This is a genomic window from Pantoea sp. R13S299, assembly GCF_048515925.1.
In the GTDB taxonomy this organism is placed as follows: domain Bacteria; phylum Pseudomonadota; class Gammaproteobacteria; order Enterobacterales; family Enterobacteriaceae; genus Pantoea.
In genome coordinates this window covers 56,888-68,814 of sequence record NZ_JBLYEF010000004.1, presented here as the reverse complement: position 1 = coordinate 68,814, position 11,927 = coordinate 56,888, and the positions used below count along the sequence as shown (strand labels likewise).

Here is an 11,927-nt window from a genome sequence, read left to right as displayed (position 1 = left end):
GCGTCGCAGATGACTTTTGCTGATGAAAGAGAAACAATAGAGCCGTCAAATTTATCAATGCTGGCAGGCACTTCGCGCCGGTATTGCCCATACTATAACTATCGACGGGGATCACCCCGTCTGTAGCACCTGAATAAGAGAGCAACCATGGGCCAGATTGCCCCACGACGCCGCAGGATGCGTGCAACACAAATGGTATCCCGGCTGAAGACCTGGCTGGTCGCACGCAGGCCACAGCAGACTGCCGGAGAGGAGGAACCCCGAATGGCTTCAGACACGTCATCCCGCCTGCCGACATGGCTTCAGCGCATCTGGCATTTTACCGATCACATTCGCTGGATGGACCCGCTGCCTGCGCCGCACCGTCGTGGCATTGTGGCGGCACTGCTGGTGATGCTGGTGGCGTTTCTCTGGCCTGCCAGCACGCTGCGCTATCCGGTCGAGCAGTCGGTTACCCCTTCAGCGGAGAAAGAGGTGCCAATGCAGGCGGATATTTATGATAACAACACCGCCCGCCAGCCTTCGTCATCGCCGTCTCAGCAGACGCCAAAAGCCGATTCTCAGGGCGAGTGGCGCAATCTGACTATCGCCTCCGGTCAGACCCTGGCACAGCTGTTTCGTGACAACAGTCTGCCGGTCAATGATGTGTTTGCGATGGCGCGGGTAGAAGGCAATGATCAGCCGCTCAGCTCACTGAAAAGTGGCCAGCAGGTTAAAATCCGTCAGGATGCGCAGGGTGTGGTAACCGGTCTGACAGTGGATGGCGCAAACGGCCCGGTGCTGTTTACACGTCAGCCAGATGGCAGCTTTATTCGCGCGCAGTAACGCGAACCGCGCCTGGAGAAAGGCATAAAAACAAAAACGCCGGCACAGGGCCGGCGTTGATGTCGTGCTTAGTTAATCAGGATTAACCAGCAACAACTTTCACGTTCAGTTTAGCGAAGACTTCGCTGTGAACCTGGAAGCTTACTTCATGCTCACCGGTAGTGCGCAGAACGCCGTTCGGCATACGAACTTCGCTCTTAGCAACGTCAACGCCTGCTGCAGTCACTGCATCAGCGATGTCGCGGGTACCGATTGAACCGAACAGTTTACCTTCATCGCCTGCTTTAGACGTGATGGTTACAGTGCCCAGTGCATTGATTTTCTCAGCGCGTGCAGTTGCTGCAGTCTGAACGTCAGCCAGTTTGGCTTCCAGTTCAGCACGGCGTGCTTCGAAGAACTCAACGTTTTTCTTGGTAGCAGGAACAGCTTTGCCCTGTGGTACCAGGAAGTTACGAGCGTAGCCCGCTTTAACGTTAACCTGATCACCCAGGGTGCCAAGGTTTGCTACTTTATCAAGCAGAATAACTTGCATTACCTTATCCTCTTAAAGTCGTTAATGGACAGTTGCCGATTACTGATGACGATCAGTGTACGGCAGCAGAGACAGGTAACGCGCACGCTTGATGCAGCGAGCCAACTGACGCTGGTATTTTGCACGAGTACCGGTGATACGGCTCGGGACAATTTTACCGCTTTCGGTAATGTAGTTTTTCAACGTTGCGATGTCTTTGTAATCGATCTCAACAACGCCTTCCGCGGTGAAACGGCAGAACTTGCGACGACGGAAATAACGTGCCATTAGGCTAGTCTCCAGAATCTATCAATTCAATCTGCTCGGCATGGAACACCACTTTGCTCTGGCCATTTCGTGCCTGATGGCAACTAATGAAACCGTCGAGTGTGAGTTGCGTGCCGACCGTTATATGTTGAGTAATCACCTGATGGGCGCTGCCGCTAATAATAACAGGCATACGACACCAGGCTTGCCGGTGAAACCCGGCCTCCTCCTGCACTGAGCGGTGCTCAAGCACGAACTGACAGTGAGGAATTCCTGACGGGCTAACTCTTCGAACCGGTGTCTTGCACACAGTGCCTGACAGGCGAAGTCGATTGACCGTCACGATGGATTACTCTTCAGAATCCCCAGCATCTGACTCATCAGCGGATTCGTTAGCAAAATCTTCGCGACGATCACGACGCTCATCTTTCGCTTTAACCATCGGTGATGCTTCAGTTACCGCGTTTTTAACGCGCATAACCATGCTACGGATAACGGCGTCGTTGAAGCGGAAGTTCGTTTCCAGCTCATCGATCGCTTCCTGCGGCGCTTCAACGTTCATCAGAACGTAATGCGCTTTGTGCAGTTTGTTGATCGGGTAAGCCAGCTGACGGCGGCCCCAGTCTTCCAGACGGTGAATCGTGCCTTCAGCACCAGTGATAGCACCAGTGTAACGCTCGATCATGCCAGGAACCTGTTCGCTCTGGTCAGGATGAACCATAAATACGATTTCGTAATGACGCATCGAAATTGCTCCTTACGGATTATTCAGCCTCCTGTCGGGGTCAACCGCGGCCCATGGAAGCAAGGAACGTTATAGGCTGTGTCCCACAAAGGTTCGCCATGACGAGCGTTTGTGGGACACAGCCTGAGAATGCGGCTGAAAAATTGACGCGTAATCATACTGGCGGCGGCCCCTAAACTCAAGCGCACATTTAAACAAATCACAGGCATCGTGCCAGATACCGTGGCTTTTTGTGCTAATGACGGGAATACAGCAAGTTAATCACCGTTTGTTCAAAAACGCTGACGAAGAGGTTCAGACGGACGATCTGGCGAGAATAAGCTCAATCGCTAAAATGAATAAAGACGCTACGGTTCGCTGAGTGGCGTCACTCAGAGTGTGTTCCCTGAAGTGAGGAGTCGGGCATGAAAACGTTCGTCATCGCCACTTTACTGGGTCTCTTCCTGTCTCCACCCGCTCTTGCCAGCCATGCTGACTGTGCGCAGCAGATAAGAAGTCACAGCAGCGAAGCGGCATCGGGTTATGTTTACGTTAACCGGCTGGATACGCCGGAAAGAAACCCGGTCAGTGCGCCTGCCTGCGCAGCAGAGAAAGCGTCTGCGTTCTGGTAAGTGCCGGTAAGTTTACGGGCGGCAGAGTCCTTCTCCGCCCGTTCATTGTTTAAAGCTGCTGTTTAAAAAAACTGACCAGCGCAGTTAAGGCGGAGGGCGTAATCTTGTGCCCGATCTGTTTTTCCGACAGCGAGGTCAGATGCTGCGCCAGCCCGTTGTCACGCAGCGCCCTCTCCAGCCGGACAGTCTCCGCCCAGGGTACTACCTCATCCGCTTCGCCATGCCATAACAGCAGCGGACGATTTGCCAGAGCTTCCAGATGGTTGCAGGGATCATAGTCCGCCAGCGGTGCCATGCGGGCCGCAAACTGCGCTTTCTGCTCCGGCGTATCGGCCACCAGCGGCGGAAACAGCGACTGACTAAGTTGCATAAAATAGCCCGACCCCATCATGCAGGCGACGCTCTGGATCTGTGGATAACGCGCCATCGCACCCAGTGCCGTCATGCCTCCCATCGACGCGCCCGCCACCGCGAAACGCCTGTCAGCGATCAGATTGTCTTTACGCAGCGCAGCCTCCAGCAACGGCAGCTCATCGATGTTCTGTTTCAGAATCTCCCAGAAGCGGCCCAGTCGTTCATCGGCATCACCGTGATAACGTGCGCCGTGCAGCTCCGCATCCGGCATCACCGCCCTGAATCCCGCCTGCGCCAGAGCAACGGCGAAATAGGCGTAGACCTCTTTTGACGAAGTAAAACCGTGATAAAACAGTACGGTGGGCAGTGGCTGATGCCGTTGTCCGGCTGGCGTGGCGTGCAGGCATTCGATACCGGCCAGCGTTTCGGTGGTGAGTTCAATCATGATTTCTCCTGAAGAGGCAAGGCGTGCCGATCAAGTCTACGTTCTGCCGGTTGATTTGCGAAATTCCCCGCTGTGCTTAGTTATGCCATTCCACGCTAAACTTTTCCCGCTCTCTGCCGTTGATCGTGTATTCCCCTAACTTGATCAAAGGTAATTTATGAAGCGTCTCTCTCTCAGCGGACTGAGTCTCGGAGTTAAGCTGTCTGTACTGACGTCTCTCAGCGTTGCGCTGCTGTTGCTGGTACTGACACTGATTCAAAGCCACAATGCCTCGCGCCAGCTGGAAAATCTCGCCATCGATGACATGCACAACCAGGTGCAGGGCATCTATGAAATGACCACCATGTTTAACGCCACACTTACCGAAGAGGTGGCTCACTACACCGATTTGTTTACCAGCTTCCTGCCTAAGCGCTTTAGCCTGGATGAAAGCTCACGGGTGCAGGTCGGTGCCTTTTCGACACCGGTGCTGCGCGCAGGGTTAAAAACACTGAACCTGGACCAGACGGCGGTTGACGATTTCACCGAACGCACCGCCGCGGTGGCGACCATTTTCGTGCGAGATGGCGATGATTTTGTCCGTGTTTCCACCTCGCTGAAAAAAGAGGATGGCAGTCGCGCCATCGGTACGCAGCTTGACCGCACCGGTGCTGCCTGGAAAAGTGTTCACAAGGGCGAAGTCTTCCGCGGGCTGGCGACGCTGTTCGGCCATCGCTACATCACACAGTATCAGCCGGTAAAAGATGAGAGTGGCAAAGTCGTTGCCATCCTGTTTGTCGGTGTTGGCATTGATAAACAGTATGCGCTGATGCGTGAAAAAATCCTGGCGCGTAAGTTAGGTGATAGCGGTCATTTCTTTGTGCTCAACGGCACGCCCGGTAAGACGCAGGGCGTGTATCTGTTCGATCAGCACGACGAAGGGAAACGCCCCGTCTGGGATGACGCGACACTCCAGCCGCTGCTGACGCAGCCGCAGGGCATGCAGCAGGTAGAGATCAATGGTGAGATGCAGATTCTGGCCTGGCAGCAGTTGCCCGACTGGAACTGGGTGATCACCGGCGAAGTTAACCGTGACAGTCTGCTGGCGCCGATTACGCATAGCCGTAACCTGTTCCTGGCTACCGGACTGATTCTGGTGGTGGTCTTTGCGCTGGGCTTTGTCTGGTACAGCCGTCGGGCGATTACCCGTCCGCTGCAGCAGGTGATCCATCTGGCGGAGCAGTATGCCGCCGGGAATCTGCAGGTCCATATGGATACCCCGCGTCGCGATGAAGTGGGCCAGCTGATCATTGCGATTAATGGCATTGGCGATGGTCTGGAGAAAATCGTCGGTCAGGTGCGCGGTGCGGCGCAGGAGATCAGCGACGGCACGGACACCATCGCGGCCAGCAGCCACAACATCAGCGAGCAGATCGGGCGTCAGGCCAGCAGCGTGGAGCAAACCTCCGCCAGCATGGAGCAGTTTGGCGCCACGGTAGAACACACCGCCGAAAGCCTGCGTCAGGCGATGTCCCTGGTGGCTGAAGCCAGCGATATCGTCAGTCACGGCAGTAAAACGGTGGTGCGCTCGGTCAATACCATGTCAGCCATTAAGGTTTCATCGCAAAGCATTGCGGATATCACGCACGTGATTGAGTCCATCGCCTTCCAGACCAATATCCTGGCGCTGAATGCTGCGGTTGAAGCAGCACGTGCCGGTGAACAGGGCCGTGGCTTTGCCGTGGTGGCCGCAGAAGTGCGAGCGCTGGCGCAGCGTTCCGCGCAGGCCGCCAAAGAGATTGATGGGCTGATTGCGACCTCCATCAGCAACGTGGCGGAGGGCCACCAGCTCTCTGAGCAGACGCGCGATGCGATGACCGACATTGTGACCCACATCGAGCAGGTGCAGGCGCTGATGGGCGAGATCAACGTCGCGGCGCAGGAGCAGGCGGCGGGTATCGGCCAGGTTAATATTGCGATGAACCAGATCAGCCAGGCGACTCACCAGAACAGCGAACTGGTGGCACAGGCGGAAAACAGCGCGCAGAACCTGAGTGATAAAGGGCATCACCTGACCCAACTGGTCAGCGTATTCAGCCTTAAATCCTGACGTCATTCAGGGCGATGGCGTACACTTAACGTTTCGTCCTGGATAGGGGTTTTGCTATGCGTTCCGCTTATTTACTGGTGCTCAGCCTGCTGCTGGCAGGCTGTTCCGCGTTTGAGACCACGCCAAAAGCCCCGCCTGCGCCAACCCGACAGGCGCAGGAGATTTCACGGGCGCAGAGTGGCGGTTTGCCGAAGCTGGGTAATATTACTGTTAACGTGCACGGCTCACCGGATGACGCCCAGCGGGCGGTTGCCGCCCAGGCCAATCAGGCCGGGGCTGCTTACTATCAGATTGTGATGCTGAGCGAGACGGTCATGCCGGGCTTCTGGTACGCCAGTGCGATTCTGTACGGTGCATCATCTGCCACAGGCGCGGTCCAGTAAACGATCGGTGATGGCGGCGTCCAGCGGGCGTGAGCCGCGCTGGTCGAGCCACTGCTGGCACCATGCATCCGCCAGCGGGGGTTCGGCATATTTCAGTAGCTGAGCGCCCGTCGCCAGCTGCAGCAGCGTGTGGGTCACCTCGCGCGCCTGCTCTTCAGGAACGTGGCTAAGCCTCAGACGCAGCTGACGCCAGCGCGTATCGAAATGACGATTACTCCCTTTCACCGCCTCAAACTCCTGACTCAGCATCTCCGTGACCTCTGCCTGACGGGCGAGCACGCGCAGGACATCAAGACACATCACGTTGCCCGATCCTTCCCAGATGCTGTTGACTGGGATGTCCCGATAGAGGCGCGGCAGCTCACTCGCTTCGCAGTAGCCGATGCCCCCCAGCACTTCCATTGATTCCGCCACGAAAGGCGCTCCCGCTTTGCAGATCTCATATTTTACCGCTGGCGTTAACAGGCGGGCAAAGGTGACTTCATGCGGTTTTGCCGGTTGTGACCAGGCGCGTGCCAGCCGCATCAGCAGCGCGGTTTGCCCCTCCAGCTGCAACGCCTGCTGGGCCAGAACCTGACGCATCAGCGGTTGATCCACCAGATTTTTTCCCAGCACCTGGCGCTGATATGCATGCCAGATGGCCACCGAGAAAGCGCGCCGCATCTGGCCATGACTGCCGAGCGCGCAGTCAAAGCGCGTCATGCCGCCCATCCTGAGGATCAGCCGCACGCCTTCACCCTCCTCCCCCAGCAGCCAGCCAGTCGCGTCGCGAAACTCCACTTCACAGCTGGCATTGGAGCGATTGCCCAGCTTATCTTTGAGCCGCTCCAGCTGGATGGCGTTGCGTGACCCGTCGGGCAACAGACGCGGCAGGAAGAAGCAGCTTAATCCGGCGGGCGTCTGGGCCAGCACCAGATGCGCATCGCTCTGTGGCACAGAGAAGAACCATTTGTGACCGGTCAGCCGGTAGGCCTCACCCGCGCCGCGCGCGCCCAGCGGTTTGGCATGGGTGGTACTGGTGAGCAGATCGCTGCCGCCCTGCTTTTCCGTCATGCCCATCCCAATCAGCAGACCGCGTTTCTGGTCGCCGGGCTGAGCATGGCTGTCGTAGCGATCGCTGAGCAGCGGATCGAGCCAGCCCTCAAAGGCGGCAGGCAGATAAGTCTGCAGCAGGGGAATGGCCGCGTGCGTCATGGTCACCGGGCAGAGGGTGCCCGCTTCAACCTGCGCATGCAGAATAAAGCGAGCAGCGCGCGCCACGCTGGCCTGTTCACGAACGGTAGGTTGCCAGCTGAGGTTGTGCAGGCGACTGGCGCAGACGCCCTGCATAAGCAGATGCCAGGCGGGGTGAAAACGGACCTCATCCATGCGTTCGCCACGAGCATCGTAGCGCAGCAGTTCAGGCGGTTCAGCATTGGCGAGCCGGCCCAGCTCCAGCGACTCGGCGCTGCCCAGCTGTAGGCCAACCGACGCCAGCCATTCCCTGTCCCATCCGGCGCCTTCGCGTGACAGAGCCTCGCAGAGCGGCGTATCAGACAGGAACAGGTTGCTGTTGCTCAGAGGATGGGGCTGATTAAAAACGGTGTGTGTTGTCCAGGTCATAACCACTCCTCGCGGATGTCACTCAGTAAGTATACCCGTCGTCTTTCAAGCTGCATTTTTGTTGGCTGCGTTCACTCACCCGAATCACTTACTCATGTAAGCTCATCGGGATTCGTTCTCTTGCCGCCTCAATGCAACCCGAAATCCTTTGGGTATATACAAATGACGCGCAGTTATGCCTGGTACAGGAACTAATTTGTGGCGAGGATCACATCGGGGATCAGGCGTTGCGCTGACGCACCGCTTCAAACAGGCAGATGCCGGTCGCGACCGAGACATTCAGCGAAGAGACGCTGCCCGCCATCGGAATGCTGATCAGCTCATCGCAATGCTCACGGGTCAGACGACGCATGCCTTCCCCTTCCGCGCCCATCACCAGCGCCATCGGGCCGGTCATTTTGCTCTGGAAGACAGTATGGTCAGCCTCACCTGCGGTGCCGACCACCCAGATGTTGTACTCCTGCAGCAGACGCAGAGTACGCGCCAGGTTGGTGACGCGGATCAACGGCACATTTTCTGCCGCGCCGCTGGCCACTTTTTTGGCGGTGGCATTCAGAGGAGCAGAGCGATCTTTCGGCACGATAATCGCGTGCACACCGGCTGCATCGGCGCTGCGCAGGCAGGCACCCAGGTTGTGTGGATCAGTAACACCATCCAGCACCAGCAGGAACGGTTTCTCCAGGCTCTGCAGCAGATCCGGCAGGTCGCCTTCCTGATACTGACGACCCGGTTTCACCCGCGCCACGATACCCTGATGCACACCACCTTCAACCTGGCTGTCGAGCCACTTGCGCTCGGCCAGCTGAATCACGACACCCTGAGCTTCCAGCGCGGCGACCAGGGGTTGCAGGCGACGATCGTCGCGGCCTTTGAGGATAAAGACTTCCTGAAAACGTTGTGGGTCACGCTCCAGCAGCGCCTGCACGGCATGGATACCAAAAATAATTTCGCTCATCGATCTGCTCAGTGTTTGGAAAAGAATGAATGACCGCCCTTTCTCCTGAGAAAGGGCGGGTGCGCGCATCAGTCAGGCTGCGCCTTTTTTCTGGCGCGCTTCGCCCGGGTGGCGGCGGCGATTTTACGGGTTTTTTCCGAGACGTTTTTACTTTTATCCTCGGTTTTCGCAGCGGCGGGCTTGCCCTTGTCACCGCGGAACGCAGAATCCGGCTCGAAGTTAGACTTCTTGCTCGCATCACGACGGCGTTTGGTTGGCGCCTTGTCGTCACGCTTCGCACGGTCACGCGCCGTTTTACCTTCACCACGCACCTGACGCTGGCTGGAGATCAGGGCAAAGTCGATTTTACGCTCGTCCATATGGACCGCTTCAACACGCACTTCAACCATGTCACCCAGACGATAGGTGCGGCCGCCCGATTCACCGATCAGACGCTGACCTACCGGGTCAAAACGGTAGTAATCGTTGTCGAGCGTTGAAACGTGGACCAGACCATCAATAAACAGATCGCTTAAGCGGACAAAGAAACCAAATCCGGTGACGCTGGAGATGACGCCGTTGAAGACGTTGCCGACCTGATCCTGCATGAAGTCACACTTAAGCCAGTCCGCGACATCACGGGTTGCTTCATCGGCGCGACGTTCAGTCAGGGAGCAGTGCAGACCCAGCTGCAGCATTTCCGGCATCTCGTAGTGATAGCCGCCGGTGGCTGTCGTCATATCTTTGGCGACGCTGCGCTCTCTCGGCATCAGATATTTGATGGCGCGTTGTACCAGGCCTTTACCTTCATCCTGCTCTTTTGCCAGCAGATACTTGATAGCGCGGTGCAGCGTCAGATCCGGGTAACGACGGATTGGCGAGGTAAAGTGCGCATAGGACGACAGTGCCAGACCAAAGTGACCGCGGTTTTCCGGATCGTAAACGGCCTGCTTCATCGAGCGCAGCAGCATGGTTTGCAGCATTTCCGCATCAGGACGATCGGCAACCTGCTTCAGCAGCGCCGCGTAGTCGATTGGCTGCGGTTTATTGCCGCCAGGCAGAGTCAGTCCCAGCTCATTGAGCACGGTACGGAAGCTCTTAATGCTTTCGTCAGTCGGACGATCGTGATCGCGGAACAGTGCCGGTTCCTGATTTTTCTCAACGAAGCGTGCCGAAGCGATGTTCGCCAGGATCATGCACTCTTCAATCAGTTTGTGAGCGTCATTACGTGACACACGCTCAACACGTTCGATACGGCGCTCGGCGTTGAAGATGAACTTCGCCTCTTCCGTTTCAAATGAGATGCCGCCACGCTCTTCACGTGCAGCTTCCAGCGCATGATAGAGGTTATTCAGCTCTTCAAGGTCTTTGACCAGCGGCGCATACTGCTGACGCAGCTCTTTGTCGCCCTGCAGGATGTTCCAGACTTTGTTGTAGGTCAGACGCGCATGGGAGTTCATCACCGCTTCATAGTGCTTGAAGCCGGTCAGTTTACCCTTGGTCGAAATGGTCATCTCGCAGACCATACAGAGACGATCAACCTGCGGGTTAAGCGAACATAAACCATTAGACAGCACTTCCGGCAGCATCGGTACAACCTGCGACGGGAAGTAGACTGAGGTGCCGCGCTGATGCGCTTCATCATCCAGTGGCGTGCCGGGACGAACGTAATAGCTCACGTCGGCGATAGCTACCCACAGACGCCATCCGCCACCGCGCTTCTTCTCACAGTAGACAGCATCATCGAAGTCACGGGCATCTTCACCATCAATAGTGACCAGCGGCAGTTTGCGCAGATCGACGCGGCCTTTTTTGGCCTCTTCCGGAACTTCTTCTTTCAGCTTACTGACCTGAGCTTCCACTTCCGGCGGCCAGGTGTGTGGGATTTCATGCGTACGCAGCGCCATATCCACGGCCAGGCTGGTGCCCATATCATCGCCCAGAATCTCGGCGATTTTACCGATCGCTTTAGTGCGACGGTTCGGACGCTGGACCAGCTCAACCACCACCACGGAACCCATACGGGCGTTCATCGTCTCTTCAGGCGGGATGAGGATATCAAAACTCAGGCGACTGTCGTCCGGTACCACGAAGCCGGCACCGGCATCGGTAAAGTAACGGCCAACGATCTGATTGTTACGCGGTTCCTGCACGCGGACCACGCGCGCTTCGCGGCGGCCTTTGCGATCGGCACCCAGCGGCTGCGCCAGGATCACGTCACCGTGCATACAGAATTTCATCTGTTCTGCGGAGAGGTAAAGGTCATCTTTCTGCCCTTCTGCCCGCAGGAAGCCGTAGCCATCACGGTGGCCAATAACTTTACCGCGCAGGAGATCAAGACGTTCTGGCAGGGCATAACACTGACGGCGGGTGAACACCAGCTGACCATCACGCTCCATGGCGCGAAGGCGGCGACGCAGCGCCTCAAGGTGCTCTTCTTCCTGCAGATTCATCTCTTCAGCCAGCTCTTCACGGCTGGCAGGTTTTTCACGTTTTTCTAACAGAGCCAGAATAAATTCGCGGCTCGGAATAGGGTTTTCGTATTTTTCAGCTTCTCTATCCTGAAAAGGATCTTTTGACATAGCGGTTCCTCCGATGTCATTTAATATTTATTTCCACTGGCGACCTGGACAAGATGATCTCATAAAGTGGTGTATTTCCTTCGACCAGGTCTGCCAACGTATAGCTATCCAGTTCCTGCAAAAATCGCTGCACGGCATCATGTAACGCCTGCTTCAGACGACAGGCTGGCGTGATGGAGCAGGAGGCGCAATCCACTAATTGCAGGGGTTCCATCTTACGCACCACGTCGCCAATGACAATCTGGCGCGCTGGCATACCCAGACGGATGCCTCCGTTTTTACCCCGCGTGGCGGCAACATAGCCCGCCCGGCTCAGCTGATTGATGATTTTGACCATATGATTACGGGACAAACCATACGTGTTCGTCACTGCCGTAATATTGGTCTGCTGACCTTCTGGCAACGATGCCAGATAAATCAGGGCCCGTAAGCCATAATCAGTAAAACTCGTGAGCTGCACAGTAACCTCAGTGAACCTTCAGGCGCGGCATGACGTTATTCGCCTTACGATTGATGTCAGGATTAAATCGGATCGCCATTCGATTAACTACGATGATAAACCAGAGTCTGATCCGCCGT

13 protein-coding genes are annotated in these 11,927 nt (G+C 56.5%); 4 read left to right on the top strand and 9 right to left on the bottom strand.

Annotated elements, in window-relative coordinates:
• The first annotated feature begins 147 nt into the window (after positions 1-147).
• Positions 148-825 carry an OapA family protein gene (locus tag ACN1CO_RS17385; protein ID WP_419140047.1) on the top strand — a complete coding sequence of 226 codons (678 nt, stop codon included), beginning with the start codon at positions 148-150 and terminating at the stop codon, positions 823-825.
• 82 nt (positions 826-907) lie between these two features.
• Here the strand turns inward: ACN1CO_RS17385 and rplI are convergent, their stop codons facing one another.
• From rplI to rpsF, 4 genes are read right to left on the bottom strand one after another with little or no spacing between them, the layout of a single operon-like run.
• Entirely contained in the window at positions 908-1,357 is a 450-nt protein-coding gene (gene rplI, locus ACN1CO_RS17380) for a 50S ribosomal protein L9 (protein WP_419140046.1), read from the bottom strand.
• Positions 1,358-1,396: 39 nt separating this feature from the next.
• Positions 1,397-1,624: a 30S ribosomal protein S18 gene (gene rpsR, locus ACN1CO_RS17375; protein ID WP_002210155.1), complete on the bottom strand. Its 228-nt coding sequence runs from the start codon at positions 1,622-1,624 to the stop codon at positions 1,397-1,399.
• A 4-nt stretch (positions 1,625-1,628) separates the two neighbouring features.
• Complete coding sequence (priB, locus tag ACN1CO_RS17370; RefSeq protein ID WP_010256154.1) at positions 1,629-1,946, bottom strand: primosomal replication protein N; 318 nt, start codon at positions 1,944-1,946, stop codon at positions 1,629-1,631.
• 6 nt (positions 1,947-1,952) lie between these two features.
• Positions 1,953-2,348 carry a 30S ribosomal protein S6 gene (gene rpsF, locus ACN1CO_RS17365; RefSeq protein ID WP_003855334.1) on the bottom strand — a complete coding sequence of 132 codons (396 nt, stop codon included), beginning with the start codon at positions 2,346-2,348 and terminating at the stop codon, positions 1,953-1,955.
• 404 nt (positions 2,349-2,752) lie between these two features.
• Here rpsF and ACN1CO_RS17360 point away from each other — a divergent pair, with 404 nt between their 5' ends.
• The gene (locus ACN1CO_RS17360) at positions 2,753-2,959 is read left to right on the top strand and encodes a hypothetical protein (RefSeq protein WP_419140045.1); all 207 of its coding nucleotides are present in this window, start codon (positions 2,753-2,755) and stop codon (positions 2,957-2,959) included.
• Between the two features lie 49 nt (positions 2,960-3,008).
• Here the strand turns inward: ACN1CO_RS17360 and yjfP are convergent, their stop codons facing one another.
• Positions 3,009-3,758 (bottom strand): esterase, encoded by a 750-nt coding sequence (gene yjfP / locus ACN1CO_RS17355; RefSeq protein WP_419140044.1) that lies wholly within the window; start codon positions 3,756-3,758, stop codon positions 3,009-3,011.
• A gap of 157 nt (positions 3,759-3,915) precedes the next feature.
• On the opposite strand from yjfP, the gene ACN1CO_RS17350 reads away from it, so the two are divergent.
• Both ACN1CO_RS17350 and bsmA read left to right on the top strand, forming a co-directional pair.
• The gene (locus ACN1CO_RS17350; RefSeq protein WP_419140043.1) at positions 3,916-5,847 is read left to right on the top strand and encodes a methyl-accepting chemotaxis protein; all 1,932 of its coding nucleotides are present in this window, start codon (positions 3,916-3,918) and stop codon (positions 5,845-5,847) included.
• 56 nt (positions 5,848-5,903) lie between these two features.
• Positions 5,904-6,230: a biofilm peroxide resistance protein BsmA gene (bsmA, locus tag ACN1CO_RS17345; RefSeq protein ID WP_419140042.1), complete on the top strand. Its 327-nt coding sequence runs from the start codon at positions 5,904-5,906 to the stop codon at positions 6,228-6,230.
• Here the strand turns inward: bsmA and ACN1CO_RS17340 are convergent.
• From ACN1CO_RS17340 to nsrR, 4 genes are all read right to left on the bottom strand, one after another.
• Positions 6,204-7,832: an isovaleryl-CoA dehydrogenase gene (locus tag ACN1CO_RS17340; RefSeq protein WP_419140041.1), complete on the bottom strand. Its 1,629-nt coding sequence runs from the start codon at positions 7,830-7,832 to the stop codon at positions 6,204-6,206. The genes bsmA and ACN1CO_RS17340 overlap by 27 nt on opposite strands.
• Positions 7,833-8,052: 220 nt before the next feature.
• Positions 8,053-8,787, bottom strand: coding sequence for a 23S rRNA (guanosine(2251)-2'-O)-methyltransferase RlmB (gene rlmB, locus ACN1CO_RS17335; RefSeq protein ID WP_419140040.1), 735 nt, complete (start codon positions 8,785-8,787; stop codon positions 8,053-8,055).
• A gap of 68 nt (positions 8,788-8,855) precedes the next feature.
• The gene (gene rnr, locus ACN1CO_RS17330; RefSeq protein ID WP_419140039.1) at positions 8,856-11,348 is read right to left on the bottom strand and encodes a ribonuclease R; all 2,493 of its coding nucleotides are present in this window, start codon (positions 11,346-11,348) and stop codon (positions 8,856-8,858) included.
• A 16-nt stretch (positions 11,349-11,364) separates the two neighbouring features.
• On the bottom strand, positions 11,365-11,808 hold the full coding sequence (gene nsrR, locus ACN1CO_RS17325) for a nitric oxide-sensing transcriptional repressor NsrR (RefSeq protein ID WP_419140038.1): 444 nt from the start codon (positions 11,806-11,808) through the stop codon (positions 11,365-11,367).
• Positions 11,809-11,927 lie beyond the last annotated feature (119 nt).

Excerpts from the sequence above, each read along its gene's own strand:
- rnr (WP_419140039.1), bottom strand. The coding sequence starts at position 11,348 with ATGTCAAAAGATCCTTTTCAGGATAGAGAAGCTGAAAAATACGAAAAC.
- rpsF (WP_003855334.1), bottom strand. The coding sequence starts at position 2,348 with ATGCGTCATTACGAAATCGTATTTATGGTTCATCCTGACCAGAGCGAA.
- ACN1CO_RS17340 (WP_419140041.1), bottom strand. The coding sequence starts at position 7,832 with ATGACCTGGACAACACACACCGTTTTTAATCAGCCCCATCCTCTGAGC.
- rplI (WP_419140046.1), bottom strand. The coding sequence starts at position 1,357 with ATGCAAGTTATTCTGCTTGATAAAGTAGCAAACCTTGGCACCCTGGGT.
- yjfP (WP_419140044.1), bottom strand. The coding sequence starts at position 3,758 with ATGATTGAACTCACCACCGAAACGCTGGCCGGTATCGAATGCCTGCAC.
- rpsR (WP_002210155.1), bottom strand. The coding sequence starts at position 1,624 with ATGGCACGTTATTTCCGTCGTCGCAAGTTCTGCCGTTTCACCGCGGAA.
- bsmA (WP_419140042.1), top strand. The coding sequence starts at position 5,904 with ATGCGTTCCGCTTATTTACTGGTGCTCAGCCTGCTGCTGGCAGGCTGT.
- ACN1CO_RS17385 (WP_419140047.1), top strand. The coding sequence starts at position 148 with ATGGGCCAGATTGCCCCACGACGCCGCAGGATGCGTGCAACACAAATG.
- ACN1CO_RS17360 (WP_419140045.1), top strand. The coding sequence starts at position 2,753 with ATGAAAACGTTCGTCATCGCCACTTTACTGGGTCTCTTCCTGTCTCCA.
- rlmB (WP_419140040.1), bottom strand. The coding sequence starts at position 8,787 with ATGAGCGAAATTATTTTTGGTATCCATGCCGTGCAGGCGCTGCTGGAG.
- ACN1CO_RS17350 (WP_419140043.1), top strand. The coding sequence starts at position 3,916 with ATGAAGCGTCTCTCTCTCAGCGGACTGAGTCTCGGAGTTAAGCTGTCT.